The 15,456-nt window shown below is 66.8% G+C and carries 20 protein-coding genes; 13 read left to right on the top strand and 7 right to left on the bottom strand.

Translation table 11 applies throughout. From position 1 onward, the window contains the following. Nucleotides 1–30: 30 nt before the first annotated feature. Nucleotides 31–348 carry a hypothetical protein gene (locus TX80_RS02620; protein ID WP_049921313.1) on the bottom strand — a complete coding sequence of 106 codons (318 nt, stop codon included), beginning with the start codon at nt 346–348 and terminating at the stop codon, nt 31–33. Between the two features lie 183 nt (nt 349–531). Then, nucleotides 532–1,299 (bottom strand): HAD family hydrolase, encoded by a 768-nt coding sequence (locus tag TX80_RS02625; RefSeq protein WP_081661395.1) that lies wholly within the window; start codon nt 1,297–1,299, stop codon nt 532–534. A 217-nt stretch (nt 1,300–1,516) separates the two neighbouring features. Here TX80_RS02625 and TX80_RS02630 point away from each other — a divergent pair, with 217 nt between their 5' ends. From TX80_RS02630 to TX80_RS02645, 4 genes are all read left to right on the top strand, one after another. Next, complete coding sequence (locus TX80_RS02630; protein WP_049921314.1) at nt 1,517–2,293, top strand: SDR family NAD(P)-dependent oxidoreductase; 777 nt, start codon at nt 1,517–1,519, stop codon at nt 2,291–2,293. 124 nt (nt 2,294–2,417) lie between these two features. Then, complete coding sequence (locus tag TX80_RS02635) at nt 2,418–3,422, top strand: TIGR04024 family LLM class F420-dependent oxidoreductase (protein WP_049921315.1); 1,005 nt, start codon at nt 2,418–2,420, stop codon at nt 3,420–3,422. A gap of 78 nt (nt 3,423–3,500) precedes the next feature. Then, nucleotides 3,501–4,478, top strand: coding sequence for an AIR synthase family protein (locus tag TX80_RS02640; RefSeq protein WP_049921316.1), 978 nt, complete (start codon nt 3,501–3,503; stop codon nt 4,476–4,478). Between the two features lie 40 nt (nt 4,479–4,518). After that, nucleotides 4,519–5,406 carry a hypothetical protein gene (locus TX80_RS02645; protein WP_049921317.1) on the top strand — a complete coding sequence of 296 codons (888 nt, stop codon included), beginning with the start codon at nt 4,519–4,521 and terminating at the stop codon, nt 5,404–5,406. Nucleotides 5,407–5,436: 30 nt separating this feature from the next. On the opposite strand, the gene TX80_RS02650 is transcribed toward TX80_RS02645, so the two are convergent. Further along, nucleotides 5,437–5,649 (bottom strand): hypothetical protein, encoded by a 213-nt coding sequence (locus TX80_RS02650; protein ID WP_049922169.1) that lies wholly within the window; start codon nt 5,647–5,649, stop codon nt 5,437–5,439. Between the two features lie 59 nt (nt 5,650–5,708). Continuing rightward, nucleotides 5,709–8,408: an AAA domain-containing protein gene (locus tag TX80_RS02655; RefSeq protein ID WP_049921318.1), complete on the bottom strand. Its 2,700-nt coding sequence runs from the start codon at nt 8,406–8,408 to the stop codon at nt 5,709–5,711. 167 nt (nt 8,409–8,575) lie between these two features. Between TX80_RS02655 and TX80_RS02660 the strand changes: the two genes are divergently transcribed. After that, nucleotides 8,576–9,139: an SPW repeat domain-containing protein gene (locus TX80_RS02660; protein ID WP_049921319.1), complete on the top strand. Its 564-nt coding sequence runs from the start codon at nt 8,576–8,578 to the stop codon at nt 9,137–9,139. Nucleotides 9,140–9,178: 39 nt separating this feature from the next. Here TX80_RS02660 and TX80_RS02665 read toward each other — a convergent pair whose 3' ends face one another. Beyond that, entirely contained in the window at nt 9,179–9,418 is a 240-nt protein-coding gene (locus TX80_RS02665; RefSeq protein WP_049921320.1) for a hypothetical protein, read from the bottom strand. A gap of 119 nt (nt 9,419–9,537) precedes the next feature. Between TX80_RS02665 and TX80_RS02670 the strand changes: the two genes are divergently transcribed. From TX80_RS02670 to TX80_RS02680, 3 genes are all read left to right on the top strand, one after another. Continuing rightward, on the top strand, nt 9,538–10,089 hold the full coding sequence (locus TX80_RS02670; RefSeq protein ID WP_049921321.1) for a hypothetical protein: 552 nt from the start codon (nt 9,538–9,540) through the stop codon (nt 10,087–10,089). A 64-nt stretch (nt 10,090–10,153) separates the two neighbouring features. Then, nucleotides 10,154–10,570 (top strand): hypothetical protein, encoded by a 417-nt coding sequence (locus TX80_RS02675; RefSeq protein WP_049921322.1) that lies wholly within the window; start codon nt 10,154–10,156, stop codon nt 10,568–10,570. Beyond that, on the top strand, nt 10,567–10,767 hold the full coding sequence (locus tag TX80_RS02680) for a hypothetical protein (RefSeq protein ID WP_049921323.1): 201 nt from the start codon (nt 10,567–10,569) through the stop codon (nt 10,765–10,767). Before TX80_RS02675 ends, TX80_RS02680 begins: the two co-directional genes overlap by 4 nt. Before the next feature lie 19 nt (nt 10,768–10,786). Here the strand turns inward: TX80_RS02680 and TX80_RS02685 are convergent, their stop codons facing one another. Continuing rightward, on the bottom strand, nt 10,787–11,743 hold the full coding sequence (locus tag TX80_RS02685; protein ID WP_049921324.1) for a zinc-dependent metalloprotease: 957 nt from the start codon (nt 11,741–11,743) through the stop codon (nt 10,787–10,789). A 52-nt stretch (nt 11,744–11,795) separates the two neighbouring features. After that, nucleotides 11,796–12,116, bottom strand: coding sequence for a hypothetical protein (locus TX80_RS02690; protein ID WP_049921325.1), 321 nt, complete (start codon nt 12,114–12,116; stop codon nt 11,796–11,798). Between the two features lie 183 nt (nt 12,117–12,299). Here TX80_RS02690 and TX80_RS02695 point away from each other — a divergent pair, with 183 nt between their 5' ends. The 5 genes from TX80_RS02695 to TX80_RS02715 all read left to right on the top strand — a co-directional run bounded on the left by TX80_RS02695 (nt 12,300) and on the right by TX80_RS02715 (nt 15,350). Then, the gene (locus tag TX80_RS02695) at nt 12,300–12,533 is read left to right on the top strand and encodes a hypothetical protein (protein ID WP_049921326.1); all 234 of its coding nucleotides are present in this window, start codon (nt 12,300–12,302) and stop codon (nt 12,531–12,533) included. Nucleotides 12,534–12,639: 106 nt separating this feature from the next. Continuing rightward, nucleotides 12,640–12,864 carry an LSM domain-containing protein gene (locus tag TX80_RS02700; RefSeq protein WP_049921327.1) on the top strand — a complete coding sequence of 75 codons (225 nt, stop codon included), beginning with the start codon at nt 12,640–12,642 and terminating at the stop codon, nt 12,862–12,864. Further along, nucleotides 12,861–13,037 (top strand): 50S ribosomal protein L37e, encoded by a 177-nt coding sequence (locus TX80_RS02705; protein ID WP_049921328.1) that lies wholly within the window; start codon nt 12,861–12,863, stop codon nt 13,035–13,037. Before TX80_RS02700 ends, TX80_RS02705 begins: the two co-directional genes overlap by 4 nt. Nucleotides 13,038–13,150: 113 nt before the next feature. Further along, complete coding sequence (locus TX80_RS02710; protein WP_049921329.1) at nt 13,151–14,344, top strand: threonine synthase; 1,194 nt, start codon at nt 13,151–13,153, stop codon at nt 14,342–14,344. A 52-nt stretch (nt 14,345–14,396) separates the two neighbouring features. Beyond that, nucleotides 14,397–15,350, top strand: coding sequence for a hypothetical protein (locus TX80_RS02715; RefSeq protein ID WP_049921330.1), 954 nt, complete (start codon nt 14,397–14,399; stop codon nt 15,348–15,350). Nucleotides 15,351–15,456 lie beyond the last annotated feature (106 nt).

A 15,456-nucleotide genomic window follows, 5' to 3' on the forward strand; every position in this document is an offset into this window, starting at 1 on the left:
GATCACCAGTGAAATGAGAGCGAGACGATGTTATCGAAAGAGCGCGACCAGCGGATCGAGACAGCGAGATAAAAACTGCTCTACGCGGTTTTCCGCCGCATAATACCAAATTCCAAGAATAGTAACTGCCTGCAAGGCGATTACGACAGATAGGCCGGACACAGAGAGACCGATATAAGTAATGACGTCTGGCCCGTACAAAGCAATTCCAATCATCAGTATGAGATTAGCCACACCAGCGCCGAAGGATTGCAGCGACTTTTGTGGATGGTGATTCGAGGTCACAAAGGCAGTAGTATAGACACTTAAGACCACTACGACAAACTGGAGTTCGGACTCAGTAACCACACAACCTCGTTACAAATAGGGAATGAAAAGTACTACCATCTACGGGCGGAGCAGGCGAAGTGCCTCGGGGTCGTTCGGAAGACCGACGGCCTCTCGAACCACGTGACCCCGAGACGGTTCACACTTAGTTACCCCGACCGTTCCAATATCGACGCACATCGTGCGATCGGGTGTGATTGATTTTCAGTGGCTACGATAGCCCTCTCGCTTCCCGTCGACGATTTCGAGCACCTCCGGCGGGGACTCGATCCGGAAGGAAACGGCCGGCCCGTCTTCGGCACCGAAGGCGACGCCGTGCATTCCGACGGCGGCGGCCCCGTTCACGTCGTGTTCGTACCGGTCGCCGATCATCAGCGATCGGTCGGGATCGACCCCGGCCGCCTCGAGTGCGGCCTCGAAGATCGCGGGGTCGGGTTTGGTCCGACCGACCGCTTCGGAGGTCGTGATCGTATCGAAGCGCTCGCGGACGCCGAACGCCTCGAGCAGCCGTTTGCCGGCCCGGTCGTCGACGTCGCTGATGACGCCGAGGTGGAGGTTCCGGTCCGACAGGCGTTCGATCGTCTCGACGGCACCCGGAACGGGTTCGATCGCGGCCCGGACGGCCTCGTCGAACCGCGGTTTCCACGCCGATTGCGGGACCCGCTCGCCGACGACCGCCGCGACGCCGCTGGCGTAGGCCTCGCGTGCGGCGCGGAACTCGGTTCCCTCGCGCTCGCTGAAGTGGGTGCCGACCGCCGTCCGCCACGTATCGACGGCCGCCGCGACCGAAACGTCGAGGTCGTGGCGATCGACGAGCGTTGCGACGAACTCGGCGTGAGCGGCCTGTACCGACTCGAGGTCGAGGATGACGCCGCCGATGTCCCAGAAGACGGCCTCCCAGTCGGTATTCGCGGGAGACTCGTCTCGAGCGGGCGTTGCGTCCGGGCCGTTCCGTGGAGGTGCGTCCGTCATCGGTATCGGATGCGTGAGGACGGTGTCGATCGGGCGGTCGGAGCGACCACTCCTGTGCCGTCCACACGCAGTTGCCGGAAACGATCGGTTTCAACTCACTTAACGATAGGGACGTCCCCGAACCGAAATCGGACCCACTTTTATTACGACCCGACGTGTACCGATCGATATAGCTAACAATGGTAAATCAGTGGGCGGTTTCCGCAGGTGAGCGGTAATGAGCACGACCCAGTTCAGCATCGACGGCGACGTCGCCGTCGTCACCGGCTCCTCGAGCGGGATCGGGAAGGCGATCGCACAGCGGTTCGCCGCGGACGGCGTCGACGTCGTGGTCTGTTCGCGCGAGCAGGGGAACGTCGACCCCGTCGCCGACGAGATCAACGAAAGCGATCGGGCCGGGACGGCGCTGGCGGTCGAGTGTGACGTCACCGACCGCGACGCCGTCGAGGCGCTCGTCGAGGCGACCGTCGAGGAGTTCGGCGGGATCGACGTGCTGGTCAACAACGCCGGAGCCTCGTTTATGGCCCAGTTCGGCGACGTGTCACCGAACGGCTGGCGGACGATCGTCGACATCAACCTCCACGGCACCTATCACTGTACCCACGCCGCCGCGGAGTACCTGAAAGACGGCGGCGGGTCGGTGATCAACCTCGCGAGCGTCGCCGGCCAGCGGGGCTCCCCGCTGATGAGCCCCTACGGCGCGGCCAAGGCGGCCGTCATCAACCTCACCACGACGCTCGCCTTCGAGTGGGCCGACGACGGCGTCCGCGTCAACTGTATCGCGCCGGGCTTCGTCGCCACGCCGGGCGTCGAGAGCCAGATGGGCGTCGCAGCCGACGAGATCGATCGCGAGGAGGTCGCCCGCCGGATCGGGACCGCCGAGGAGATCGCCGACGTCACGCAGTTCCTCGCGAGTCCGGCCGCCTCCTACGTCGTCGGCGAGACCATCACCGCACAGGGCGTGCCCCAGATCTCCGAAGAGACCGACGTCTAGCACGAACTCCGGTTTCCGCACGGGTTTTCCATCCGCCATCCGGTGACCCGGACGAAATGAACGGGAATAATTCCGTCTTCGGTTCCCATACACCCAAAAGGACGTACCACGTTGTCGAAAGACGATGACAGATAGAGAGGTCCACCTTCCCGTCGCCGCACAGCCGACAGTCGACTCGATCGTCGACTACACCCAACGGGCGGAAGACGGCGGATACGATTGCGCGTGGCTGCCGGAAACGTGGGGCCGCGACGGCGTCACCGTCCTGACGGCGATGGCCGAACGGACCGACTCGATCGGCGTCGGCTCGAGCATCTTCAATACCTACTCCCGGTCGCCCGCCCTGCTGGGCCAGACCGCGGCGACGCTGCAGGAGGTTTCCGATGGCCGGTTCCACCTCGGACTCGGACCGAGCGGCCCCGTCGTCGTCGAGAACTGGCACGGGATGGAGTACGGCAATCCGCTCAAGCGAACCCGCGAGACCGTCGAGATCGTTCGGCAAGTGCTCTCGGGCGAGTCCGTCGACTACGACGGCGACTACTTCGACCTGTCCGGGTTTCGGCTCCGCTGTGAGCCGCCCGAGCCGACTCCGCCGATCGAAGTCACCGGAATGGGTCCCAAAGCCGTCGAACTGGCCGGTCGCTTCGCCGACGGCTGGCACGGCATCATGCTCACGCCCGGAGGCGTGCAGTCCCGGCTCGAGGACATCGAACGCGGAGCCGAACTGGGCGACCGCGACCCGGACGACGTTCGGGTAACCGTCGGCGTCAACTGCTGTGCGCTGGGCGACGCCGAGCGCGCGCGCGACCTCGCCCGCCAGCACACCGCCTTCTACATCGGCGGCATGGGGACGTTCTACCGCGACGCGCTCGTTCGACAGGGGTACGACGTGGCCGACGAGATCCACGACGCCTGGCAGGCGGGGGACCGCGAACGCGCGCTTTCGTTGCTCGACGACGACCTCCTCGGCGAGCTCTGTGCGGCGGGCGATCCCGAAACCGCCCGCGAGGCGCTGGCCGAATACGAGACCATCGACGGCGTCGACGCCGTCGCCGTCAGCTTCCCACGTGGGGCGGACGAAGACGAGATCCGGGAGACGATGGCCGCGTTGGCACCCGACGCCGCCTGATCCCGGCTCGAGAGATCCCCGCTCGAACCGCCGGCGGACGGCGACAGGTACAAGCCGCGTATCCACCCAGTTCGTGGTATGCCCGGGAAAGTTCCACCCGACGACCTGTTGGCACACGTGTTCGATCGAACGGGGACCGACGCGGACGAGACGGTGTTGCAGGGGCCGGCCGACGGGGAAGACGCCGCCGCGATCGACTGGCCCGGCGGCCGCCTCGTCGTTAGCTCCGATCCGATCTCGCTTGCGGCCTCCCGGGTCGGCTCCCTCGGCGTCTACGTCGCCTGTAACGACGTCGCCGCGTCGGGGGCCGATCCCCGCTGGCTGACCGTCGTCGTCATGCTCCCCGACGAGACGACGCCGCTCGAGGAGATCACGGCCGATCTGGACGCCGCCGCCGACGCCGTCGGCGCGTCGATCGTCGGCGGCCACTCGGAGTACGTCGACCAACTCGAGCGCCCGCTCGTCTCGCTGACCGCGATGGGGGCCACGGAGGCGTTCGTTCCGACCGGCGGGGCCGAACCCGGCGACCGGGTCGTCCTCACGAACGCCGCGGGGATCGAGGGCACCGCGATCCTCGCCGGCGACTTCGGCGACGACCTCGAGATCGACGACGCGATCCGCGCCCGGGCGGCGGCGTTTCTCGACGAGATCAGCGTCGTCCCCGACGCCCGCGTCCTCCGCGAGTACGCGACAGCCATGCACGATCCCACGGAGGGAGGGGTCGCGGCCGGCCTGCTCGAGATCGCCCGCGCCTCGAACGGGCGGCTCGAGGTCGACCGCGAGGCGGTGCCGGTCCGTCCCGAGACCGAAACGCTGTGTGCGGCTGCCGGCGTCGATCCGCTCCGGATCTTCGGCTCCGGCGCGTTGCTCGCGACCGTCCCCGACGACCGACTGGCCGACAGTCTGGCCGCACTCGAGGACGCGGGGATCGACGCCGCCGAGATCGGCGTCGTCCGGGCGGGCGATCCGGAACTCCTGCTCGACGGGGCGTCGATCACCGACCCCGTCGAGGACGATCTGTACCCGCTCTGGGCGGCGGCCGAAGACAAAGCGTAGGCCGACAGGATAATGTCGCCGCTGGAGCATTCGAACGCGTATGGCGGATCGATCCGGCAGTCAGCCCGACGGGCCGACGGAACCGGCAGTTACCCGGCGAGCGGTGCTTCGATCGACCGGTACCGTCGCCGTCGCCGGCGCGGTCGGCCCCGGAACGGGAGCCGTCCGAGCCGACACGCGGGGGCCGCGGTCGGTACAGTTACACGTGTGGCCACACGAACGGTTCGTCGACCGGGTCGCGGACACCCCGGCGTGGGCCGACTGGCTCGCACGAATGGACGCCGTCTGCGATATTTTCGAATCGTACTTCGAGTCGATGGCGACGATCGAGTCCGCGACCGCGACCAATCGGCTCGAGACCGCCGAACCGCGGTCCGTCGAAACCAACGGCAACCCACGGGAACGCGACGTACGCGCCGCCGTCCCGGCCGAGACGCGGACCGAAGGCGCGTACAACCTCGTCGTCGTGTCCGATCCACGCGCGAGACTGGGTTCGAACCGGGGCGCGTGGGACGACGCCGGCGGGGCGGTCGGGTGGGTGAACGCGACCGTCCCGACCGATTCGATGCGCATCGAGACGCCGCCGGACTACCGGGACGCCATGGCGTTACACGAGATTTTCCACGCGTTTACGGGGCGTCCGGGCTGTCCCGACGACCACGAGCTCGGCGATCCGGACCCGTCGGTGCTGACGGCCAGCAACCCGAGCATCATGGCCGCCGGATACGCGTTCGCCCTGAGCCGCGGCACGGAGGGCTGTACGCCCAAGACGCGGTGTGGCGGCGATCCCTGGGTGACCAGCCCGAGGCGACCCTCGCCGGCCCTCCGGCTGACGGCGTGTACCAACGGCGCGATCACCGAAACCGTCGACGGGGAGCCGACGCGGGAGCCGCGGACGTGGGATCGGGCCGATTGGGACCTCGAGTGACCCGGCAGCAACCGGGGACGTCCAGTCGCGTCAGTTCCGCCAGTCGTCGATGAACAGCCGCGCCCCCATGATCGGGATAAACAGGAAGAACGTGAGCATCACCGCCCCGGACATGACCGAGACGGCGAACTCCGGCGAGGGTTCGACCGGCCGCATCCAGGCCGCGAGCACCAGTCCGCCGACGGCCGAGACGACGAGGAGGACGAGCACGTCCGTTCGTGTGACGGGGACTTCCTCCGACATACCGGCACTTGCGACGGCGAGTATATAAGGGGTTTCGTCAGCGAGCGACGGAACGGCCGTTACGCCCGCGCCCACTCGAGCATCCGTTCGTACACCGGATCCGACGCGAGCGCCCGCGCGTCGCCGACGAGCACCAGCGCCCGTTTGGGGCGGGTAAGCGCGACGTTGATCCGTCGGTAGTCCTCGAAGATCGGCCCCTCGAGCGATCCCGTCGCGGTAAAGGAGACGACGATCACCTCCTGACTCGAGCCCTGAAAGCGGTCGACGGTGTCGACGGCCACGTCGTCGGGCACGCGATTCGAAATCTCCGACACCTGCGCCCGGAATGGGGCGATGACGCCGATCTCCGAGCGGTCGAGACCGGCCGCCTCGTAGGTCTCGATCAGATCGGCGATGCGAGCGGCCTCCTCGCCGTCGGTGTACCGACCGCCGTCGCCCTCGACGTCGACGAACGAAACGGGATCGCGCAGCGATTCGGGCAAGGCGTCGCGCGCAACGCCCTCGAGGTCGTCGAGCGTTCGGGCCGCGACTTCGGGCGCTGCGGGGCGCAGTTGGCCGTCGTAGAACTCCCGCGAGGCAAACGCCTGAATGCGCTGGTTCATCCGGTACTGGCGGTCGAGCATCACGCCGGCCTCGGGGTGAAGCTCGACCAGTCGTTCGAACAGCGACTCCGTGAGGTCGTTTTCGGCGCGGACGACCGGCGGCAGTTGCTCGTGGTCACCCACGAGGACGAACCGATCGGCCAGATTGATCGCCGCGCACGTTCCGGGTTCGGTAAGCTGGGCGGCCTCGTCGACCAGCGCGACGTCGAACGCCTGCTCTTTCATGATGCGCGAGCCGCAGGTCGCCGTCGTCGCTGCAACCACCTGCGCGCGTTGCAGCTCCGCGAGGCGCGTTTCGGGATCGCCCGCCCGTTCGAGGCGGTACGACTCCATGTCCTCGCGGACGCCGCTCTCGGAGCCGACGCGGACGATCCGATCGTTGCTGATCGTCCCCTCGAGTTGCTCGAGCAGCGCCTCCAGAGCGTTGTCCACTGCCCGATTGGTAAACGCCGACAGCAGGACGCGCTCGCCGCGTTCGACCATCGCGCGGATGGCGCGGGCGATGGTGTAGGTCTTGCCGGTGCCGGGCGGGCCGTGGATCAGCGCGCAGTCGCGTGCGCCGACGGCCTTTCTGACGGCCTCGTTCTGTCGCTCGTTGTTGTCGATGAAGGTCTCCTCGACGTCGTCGAATTCCGGCTCCTCGCGGCCGAATAGGACGTCTTTCCGGCGCTTGTCGCCTTTCAGGAGCGCGTCGTGTAAGGCGGCAAGCAGCCGATCCGTCGTCAGTTCGGAGGGGTAGACATCGAGCCGAGTGACCTCGACCGGTTCGTCCGCGGTCAGAACGATTTCGTCGTCCAGTCGCTCGATACGGGCCAGTTCGGACTGGCCGCGGACCGGATGGCCGTCGCTGGCCAGCACCAGGTCGCCCTCGCGGAGCTTCGACGTTGCACCGCCGTCACGGCGCGCCCGCAGTTCCCACCGCCCGCCCTCGAGCGGGCGCTTCTCGACGAACTCGAGGTCGATCAGCGCCCGATCGTCGTCGGCTCGCTCCTGTGCGTCCTGTTCCCAGAGTTTGGCGTACTCGCGGTGGACCTCCCGCCGTTCCTCTTCAATCGCCCGGTAGAACCGGTCGAAGTACTCGCGTTCCGCTTTGGGGAGGGGCTGGCCGATCTGTCCCGCCTTGGATTCCTGATCGAGGCGGCCCGAGACGACCATGCAGGTGTCCTGCTCGAAGCAGTACTCGCATTTCGCGTCGGCCTCGTAGCCGGTGGGGACTTCCCCGGCGGTCTCGATCGCCGCGATCTCGTTGCGCAATCGGACGACGAACTTCAGGAGTCCATCGCCCATCGAGAACTCCTTTGCCGGCGTGAGATCGCCGGTCTCCTCGTTGCGATCGAGCGCCGAGTTCTTCGTGTACAGCAGTGTTCCCGTATCCACGTCGCCGCCGTGTTCCTCGAGCAAGAGGGCGTAGCAGGCCGCCTGCACCTTGTCCTTGAACCGCGGTTCCTTCTTGAGGTTCTTGCCCGTCTTGAGTTCGACCGGCGCGCCCCGCCGGATCGCGTCGGCGCGGCCGCGGATGCCGAACGTCTCGCTGATGAGCAGTTGTTCGGAGCGCCAGCTGTCTTCCTCGGTGAGCCGGCCCTGCTCGAGCCAGCCCTCGATCGCGGCGGCGTTCTCGCGGACGTCCTCGGCGACCGCGTCGGGCGATTCCCCGAGCAGGCCGAGTTCGAGCCCGTGTTCGTCGACGCGGGCGTCGATGGCGTCCTCGAGTGATCGTCCCCGCAGGAGATCCCCGAAAACCTCGTGGACGATCGTCCCCTTGACCACGGGGTAGTTAAGCGGGACGCCGGAGAGCTTGTTCAGGTAGTAGAGCCGGGGACACTCCACCCAGTTGCGGATCGCCGTCACGCTCACGAGGAAGCTCGGCTCGACGACGACGTAGGAGTCGCCGGTCGTCGCGTACCGCGGTTCACCCTCGTACTCCTCGGTCGTGGCGTTCGTAACGAGCAGTTCCATCCCGGGCTCGAGCAGTTCGGCCGACTCGGTCCACTTGTTCCAGAGGGTTACCGTGGTCGCCTCGTCGGGGGCGTCGGCGGCCGCCGACGCCGGTTCATCCCCCTCGAGCCGGACCGGGACTTCGGCGAGTTCGCTGGTCCCGTAGCTCGTCGACACCGAACGGATCTCGACCTCGCCCGCGACGGTTCCGCGTACGTGCACGGCTATCCGTCACGAGCCGAGCGATCAAAAACGCTATCGGTCGCGGCCGCTCGATCGGGCCGATCCGACGCCGGACGGGGTAAGGGCGTATTACCACTCGATTCGCTACAGCGGGCCGTGAAACGGTCGCGAGCGCTTTTATCCAGCCGACCGAACCGTCCCGCGCAATGAGTGACCCCAGCGACGACCATCGGACGGCGGATTCGGGACCCGAATCCGAAAGCGCCGCCGACGACGGCCCGGGAAACCCGACTGAAAAGGCGGCCGCCGACATCGACTCCGGGACCGGCGTCGGGGACCGGACGGCCGGCGGTCCGGATCCGCGCGACGATTCCACCCAGATCGCGAACGAAGAGCGCCGGCGCAAGACGTCGTACGTCAGCGTGATCGTCGCCGTTCTCGGCGCGTGGGTCGCCCTTTCGACGCTGCTTTTCGACGTCGGACAGGCGGGCCTGTGGAACAACCTGTCGGTCGGTGCGCTCGTCTTCGTCGCCGCCGGCTACAACTACTATCGGGTGACCAACGACGTGCCGCTCAGCGTTGGCGTTGCCTCGCTGGTCGCGGTACTTGGAATCTGGCTGATCGTTTCGGCTGCGTTGCTCGAGCTGACCGGCGGCCTCTTCTGGAGCACGCTGGTCTCGGGCCTTCTCGTGGCCGGTCTGGCCGGTTACAACGCGTACGAGGCTCGCGAGGCGCGAACGGTCGCGACCGAACCCGAGACGAGGGCCTGACACGCCCTCGAAATCGGGGGGACGGACTCGGCCGTCGGGTTATCGGCCGGACTCGAGCCGGTAAAGCCGATGTTCGGCTGCGTGATGACCCATCGCGACGACGGCAAACCCGATCATAACCGCGGCGAAACCGATCGAGACGAGAAACGAAACGCCGTTGACGTAGCTGTTTACGAGTTGTCCAAGCGCCAGACCAAGCGGTGCAAGCGAGAGGAGCGAACTCTTCGCTGGGGCCGCGCGAAACAGTTCGGCGAGCGAGAACGGGATGGTACCGGCCATGATCAAACGTCGGTTACGCTCCCTGTCGAGGGAGCGAACGTATTCCTTTCGGTTCAGGGGAGGGTGCGTCGTTGTGTGGGACCGATACGTTCATTCCGTCGGCGTCGAAACCACTACGTATGCGGATTCGCGAGTGGCAGGACATACTCGAAGACGTCACGGAGCGGGACGTCGACCCCGAAGACTGGCGCGCAGTCGCCGGTGACCGCGCCGCCGGCGTCGGCGAAGACATGTACCTCGCGCATCCCAGCGCCGGGGTCTTCTTCCTGAAGACCTACGCGAAAAACCCCTACGAGGTGCGCGGCGTCGGCACGCAGGTCGCCCGCAAACTCGACGACGAAATCGGCTCGTTTCTCCCCGCGGAGGACGCGGGCGGTCGGTTCGCCGTCCAGTCGCCACCCGAGGACGAACAACAGGCCGAGACGGTCTCCAAGCGACTGGAAACCGTCCTCGAGACCCACGCCGACGCCCCGACCCGGCCACAGGACCTCTTCGACGACGTGATGGAGGCCCTCGAGAGTCCGGCGTTCGGGCCGATGGAGTACGACCAGTACGACCGGCCGAACGAACTCGAGGACCTCTCCGAACGGTTCGAGGAGGCCGACGAGTTGTTGAACGCGGAACTCGAGGATCTGATCGAAACCGACGAAGTCGACCGCGGGTTCATGTAAGCGTCCGACGGAACCTGCGTTTGCGTCCGGTGTGTCTTTGAGACCGGCCGCCCACAGCACAGGTATGGACACCAGTGCCGAGAACGTCGTCCGCGACTACTACGGGGCGCTTCGTCGCGGCGACCCACTCGAGCCGTACGTTCTGGACGGCGAATCGACGGTCAAGTTCGGTATCGGCGAGGCGTTGTTCGGCTCCGACGAAATCGCCGACGCCCTCCGCGAGCAGACCGAAACCACCGCGGACTGGACCGTCGAGAGCACGAATCTCGTCGTCGACGAACGGTCCTCGTTCGCCACGTTCGCCGACGAGGTGACGATGGCCTGGACCGACACCGACACGGGTGATCGTCGCCGGTTCGAAAGCCGCTGGAGCGGGACGCTGGTCCCGTCGACGGGAGACTCGAGCGGGCGCGTCTCCGACGACTCCCGGCGCGAGTGGGTGTTCGCCTCGCTGCACGTCAGTGCGCCGCGGGAGCTATGAGACGGCGTTCGTCGCGCTCGTCGACCCCGGCCGCTACCGGCCGCCTGCAAGCGGGCTTCATCCTGCTGGTGGGGCTTTCGACCGGGACGATGGCCCTGTCCGGCGGAGCGACGCCGTGGATCGTTGCGCTGTCGGTTCTCGGCGGGATCGCAACCGGAAGCGTACTGCTGTGGTATCTCCGCCGGATCGCGCGGTGACGGCCCTCGTGCGGTTCGACTACCGGTCGATACGCCGGAGCCACGCGTCCGGCGCGTCGAGTTCGTCGTTCGTCGGGAGGTTCTCGGGCCGCTCCCAGACGAGACTCGCGGTCTCGAGGTCGCGGACGGCGACGACGTGTTCGAAGAAGTCCTTGCCGCGTTCGTACTGTCGTTGTTTGAGGCCGAGGCCGAGCAGCCGTCGGAAGAGCCGCTGGATGGGGCCACGGCCCTGTCGTCGCTCGTCGAGCTTGCGGCGGAGGTCCGCGTACTCGTCGTCGAAGGCGTGATCCATCAGCAGTTCCGCATACCCCTCGACGACGGTCATCGCCGCATCGAGGTCGCGAAACGCCTCCCGGTCGAACGAACCATCCGAGAGGGCTGCGATGCCGTCCTCCATGCGCTTTTCGAGGTGGGTCGAGAGCCACGGGGCGGCCCCGAACTCCGCGGCGTGGGTGACCTCGTGGAAAGCGATCCAGCGGCGGAACCGATCGGCGTCGACCTCGAGCTTCTCGGCGGCGTTTAAGATGTTGGGCCGGACGAAATACAGCGCGTGATCGTCCTCGGGCGCGTCCGCGAGCAAGAGCGGATCGTACTGGCCGAGGACGTTTCGGCCCAGAAACGCGAGCAGCACGGTCATCGTACCCGTGTTGATCGTTCGCGCGATGCCCGGAAAGTCCTCGGTGTGTGGCTCGAGTGCTCCCATCACCCGTTCGAAGGTCGCTACGTTGGCGTCGATCCAGTGGTGGCGGTTCTGGATCTCGACGGTTTCGGGGACGTCGAAATCGACGCCTGCCACCGCTCGGACGGCCGCTCTGGCCTCCCGAACGTCGCGGGCGTAGGCTTCGCGCTCGCCGGGGTCGAGCGTGATCGAGCCGGGATCGGTCGCCGCCTTTGCGGCGTCGGCGGCCGACCGCCAGTCGATCGCGTCGTCTCCCGACGCCCCGGCGACGGCCCGGGCGCTACGATAGAGATTCACGAATACGGGTACGGGAGGCAGGCGCAAAAGCGTTCGGCCGCTCGCGTGGCGATCAGTTGACGACGACGTCGGGTTCGTCGGGCTGTTCGAGTTCCGACTCCTCGTCGCCGCGGAACTTCCGGATGGCGACGCCGGCGACGACGAGGACGGCGAGGGCGATCAGTGCACCGATGGCACCCTTGTTGCCGCCGCCGTCGGCGGCGACGGCCTCGTCCGATCGCTCGTCGCTTGTGTCCTCGTCGACGGTCTCGAGGTCGGCGTGGGCCGGTTCGTCCGGTTCGCCGAACGGGAGGAGGTCGCCGATCGTCCGCGGCCCGAACTGGGAATCGCCGTCCAGATGCAACTCGATGAGGGTGAACTTTTTGTCGCCCATAGCAGGACAGTCAACGAGTGCACACTTAGCCGTTTGGTTAGCAGTCAGAAGCACCACGAGCGGCCGTCTCGGCGGTCCCGGAGACGGGAACACGACACGCGGGGACCGGCAAACCGGTTAGCAGAGCGGAAAGACACCGTGTTCGCGTGGATCGTTTACCTTCGTGGAAACCGTACGGGGCGTATGGCCGAAGAGATACGAACGTACGTGGCGCTGTTTCTCGGGCAGGTTCTCGGGGCCGTGATCGTCGTCGCCGGGGTGTTCCTTCAGGGTGGTATCGAAACGATGGCTATTATCGGCGGCGTCCTCCTGTTGCTGTGTATCGCGGGACTGGCCTACGTCGGAACCAGAGACGAGCCATCGACCGCTTCGGGAACGGACACGCCCGACGAGGCGTCTGGCCCCTCGGACGGCTAGTGGACACGTCTCAGACTCGGTGGCCGAAATTGACGATCCACTGACGGCCGCGAGCGGATAAATTCGGACCGGTACGATTAAGTGTCCATCAACTGCGGTCTTGTGTATGAGTGGACGACCGCTGGACGTCCTCGAGGCGTCGCTTGGTGAACGCGTCACGGTTCGCCTCAAGAGTGGTGACGAATACATCGGCGAGCTCGCCGGGTACGATCAGCACATGAACCTCGTCCTCGAGGACGCGACGATTCCGGAAGGCGGAGTCGAAGCAGAGACGCCGGTCGAAGACACAACGATTATACGCGGCGATAACGTCGTTTCGATCACTCCATGACTGGTGCAGGAACCCCGAGCCAAGGAAAGAAGAACAAGACGACCCATACCAAGTGTCGTCGCTGCGGAGAGAAGTCCTACCACACCAAGAAGAAAGTCTGCTCGGCGTGTGGCTTCGGCAAGTCGGCCAAACGCCGCGACTACGAGTGGCAGTCGAAGGCTGGCGACAACTGACCGCCGGGAGTTTTGCCGTCTTCGCTTCTGCGTTTTCCGTCCTCGAGTGACGACGACGGCCGCCGGAAACCGCCGATGGACAGTCATTAGTCCCGGGCCGCGAACACTCGCGTATGGAGACGACCGATGCCTTCGCCGGACTCGAGTGTGTCGACTGCGAGGCCACCTACGACCCAGCGGACGCGACCCATCGGTGTCCCGACTGTGGCGGGATCCTCGATCCGAGCTACGAGTACGACGCGATCGATCTCGATCGCGACACCCTCGAATCACGGCCGTTCGACTCGATGTGGCGCTACGAGGAGCTGTTGCCGTTTCCCCGGGAGACGGCCGTGACGATGGACGAGGGCGCGACGCCGCTCGTCGAGTGTCCGGCCCTCGCCGACGAACTGGGTGTCGAGCGCGTTCTGCTCAAAGACGAGGGACGGAACCCGACGGGGACGTTCAAGGACCGCGGTCAGACGGTCGCCGTAACCGCCGCGAAACACCACGGTGCGACCGACGTCGCGCTCGCGTCCGCGGGCAACGCCGGGCAGGCCGCCGCGGCGTACGCGGGGCGGGCCGGCCTCGAGTCGCACGTCTATCTGCCCTCGCGATCCAGCTTCACCAACAAGGCGATGGTCAACGTCCACGGCGGCGACATGAACGTCGTCGGCGGGCGGATCGGCGACGCCGGCGCGGCCTACGAGGAAGCCCTCGCGGAACACGACGACTGGTACCCCGTCCAGACGTTCGTCACGCCCTACCGCCACGAGGGCAAGAAGACGATGCTGTACGAACTGATCGAACAACTCGAGTGGACGGTTCCGGACGCGATCTGCTACCCGACCGGCGGCGGCGTCGGCCTCGTCGGACTGTACAAGGCCGCAACCGAGTTCCGGGATCTGGGGCTGATCGACGACCTGCCCGGACTGTACGCGGCACAGGCGTCCGGGTGTGCCCCGATCGTCGAGGCCTACGAGGACGGCCGCGACGAACACGACCCGGTCGAGAATCCCGATACCATCTGTGGCGGCCTCGAGATCCCCGACCCCGGCGCGAGTCCGTGGGTCCTCGAGGCGATCCGCGAGACCGACGGCGGTGCGGTCGCGACCGACGATCCCGACATCCTCGAAGCGGCAGTACAGGTCGCCCAACACGAGGGCCTCGAGATGGTGCCCAGTTCGGCGGCGGCGGCAAGCGGCGCGTGGGAGCTCGCCGACCGCGGCGAGTTCGACGGCGACGAGACGGTCGTCATCCTCAACACGGGATCGGGGAACAAGGAGGCGGACGTGGTACGCAGCCATCTGATGGGACAGGGCATCTAGCCGCGACCGCGGAGCCGAACGCTCTTGTGGGCCGGCGACCCAGCGTCGGATAATGCGATCCGAGCGAGTCCGGTTCGGGTCGGTCCGCAACCGGGACGTCGACCTGCTGATTCTCGAGGAACTGACCGTTTCCGCGGCGTTTCGTTCGCGAGTCCTCAAGGAGATCCGCGAACGCGGTGCCGACCTCGAGCCGCCGACGCTGCTCGAGTCGCGGTATTCGCCGGCCGGCGAGGACGGGAGCGCGACCGTCGCGTTCGGCGTCGAAACGGCCGACAACGAGCGGTGGCTCGTCTACCTTCGACAGCCGGGGGACGCGAACCCTCGGGAACCCGGAGGCGCATGCGGGGCCGACGACGGGGGCGACACCGAGTGGGACGAGCGGACGACCGTGCTGGTCGGGCCGTCGGCCCAACTCGAGCGCCTCGGTGAGGCCCCGGCCGTCGACGGGACGATCACCTACGAACAGTTCCGAACGTGGTTCACACAGCGGGAAACGCCACGCGGGGAGTACAGGGCCGAGCTGCTGTCGGCTGTTATCGACTCCCGGGGACGCGGTTCGCCGGTCGAGGCCGACGGCCGACTGACCGAGTTGTCCCGCTCCTACCGGACGGTCGCGACCGATCGCGCGCCCGAACTCGGCGATGTAACCCTCGAGACGTCGCGCTCAGGAGCGGCCGGCCCCCGAGTCGAGTTCGATCCGCCGGCACTGGCCGCCGACCACCGACTCGTCCACGATCTTCCGGCGGGGCACGTCGAACTCCGGGTTCCGGGTGCGGCCGCCCACCTCGAGACGTTCGCGGCACGCTATGCGACGGTGCTCGCTCCGGAGACGGCACTGATCGAACGCGGAGAGGACCTGTCGGTTCGACGCACCGTTCCGGCGATCGATCCCGACGGAGGTGGCGGATCGGCGTTGGAAGGACGGGAGGACGCTATCGCGGCCGGAGTCGGGGCCGCATCGGAACTGCTCGAGCTATCGGAACGGATGGGGAACCCGACGGCGTGATCCCCGGGAGCGCCCGCGGACGGTCGTCGCTCCGGAGCACTGTGTGGTAGCTGGCGTTCCCGGTCGTTTCGTAGCGCTTTTGCCGGTTGTAGGGAAACGGAGCGGT

It is taken from the genome of Halopiger djelfimassiliensis, from assembly GCF_000455365.1.
GTDB classification, from domain to species: domain Archaea; phylum Halobacteriota; class Halobacteria; order Halobacteriales; family Natrialbaceae; genus Halopiger_B; species Halopiger_B djelfimassiliensis.

Excerpts from the sequence above, each read along its gene's own strand:
- TX80_RS02690 (WP_049921325.1), bottom strand. The coding sequence starts at position 12,116 with ATGGGCGACAAAAAGTTCACCCTCATCGAGTTGCATCTGGACGGCGAT.
- TX80_RS02630 (WP_049921314.1), top strand. The coding sequence starts at position 1,517 with ATGAGCACGACCCAGTTCAGCATCGACGGCGACGTCGCCGTCGTCACC.
- TX80_RS02640 (WP_049921316.1), top strand. The coding sequence starts at position 3,501 with ATGCCCGGGAAAGTTCCACCCGACGACCTGTTGGCACACGTGTTCGAT.
- TX80_RS02705 (WP_049921328.1), top strand. The coding sequence starts at position 12,861 with ATGACTGGTGCAGGAACCCCGAGCCAAGGAAAGAAGAACAAGACGACC.
- TX80_RS02715 (WP_049921330.1), top strand. The coding sequence starts at position 14,397 with ATGCGATCCGAGCGAGTCCGGTTCGGGTCGGTCCGCAACCGGGACGTC.
- TX80_RS02625 (WP_081661395.1), bottom strand. The coding sequence starts at position 1,299 with ATGACGGACGCACCTCCACGGAACGGCCCGGACGCAACGCCCGCTCGA.
- TX80_RS02680 (WP_049921323.1), top strand. The coding sequence starts at position 10,567 with ATGAGACGGCGTTCGTCGCGCTCGTCGACCCCGGCCGCTACCGGCCGC.
- TX80_RS02670 (WP_049921321.1), top strand. The coding sequence starts at position 9,538 with ATGCGGATTCGCGAGTGGCAGGACATACTCGAAGACGTCACGGAGCGG.
- TX80_RS02645 (WP_049921317.1), top strand. The coding sequence starts at position 4,519 with ATGGCGGATCGATCCGGCAGTCAGCCCGACGGGCCGACGGAACCGGCA.
- TX80_RS02675 (WP_049921322.1), top strand. The coding sequence starts at position 10,154 with ATGGACACCAGTGCCGAGAACGTCGTCCGCGACTACTACGGGGCGCTT.
- TX80_RS02700 (WP_049921327.1), top strand. The coding sequence starts at position 12,640 with ATGAGTGGACGACCGCTGGACGTCCTCGAGGCGTCGCTTGGTGAACGC.
- TX80_RS02650 (WP_049922169.1), bottom strand. The coding sequence starts at position 5,649 with ATGTCGGAGGAAGTCCCCGTCACACGAACGGACGTGCTCGTCCTCCTC.
- TX80_RS02695 (WP_049921326.1), top strand. The coding sequence starts at position 12,300 with ATGGCCGAAGAGATACGAACGTACGTGGCGCTGTTTCTCGGGCAGGTT.
- TX80_RS02665 (WP_049921320.1), bottom strand. The coding sequence starts at position 9,418 with ATGGCCGGTACCATCCCGTTCTCGCTCGCCGAACTGTTTCGCGCGGCC.
- TX80_RS02635 (WP_049921315.1), top strand. The coding sequence starts at position 2,418 with ATGACAGATAGAGAGGTCCACCTTCCCGTCGCCGCACAGCCGACAGTC.
- TX80_RS02710 (WP_049921329.1), top strand. The coding sequence starts at position 13,151 with ATGGAGACGACCGATGCCTTCGCCGGACTCGAGTGTGTCGACTGCGAG.
- TX80_RS02660 (WP_049921319.1), top strand. The coding sequence starts at position 8,576 with ATGAGTGACCCCAGCGACGACCATCGGACGGCGGATTCGGGACCCGAA.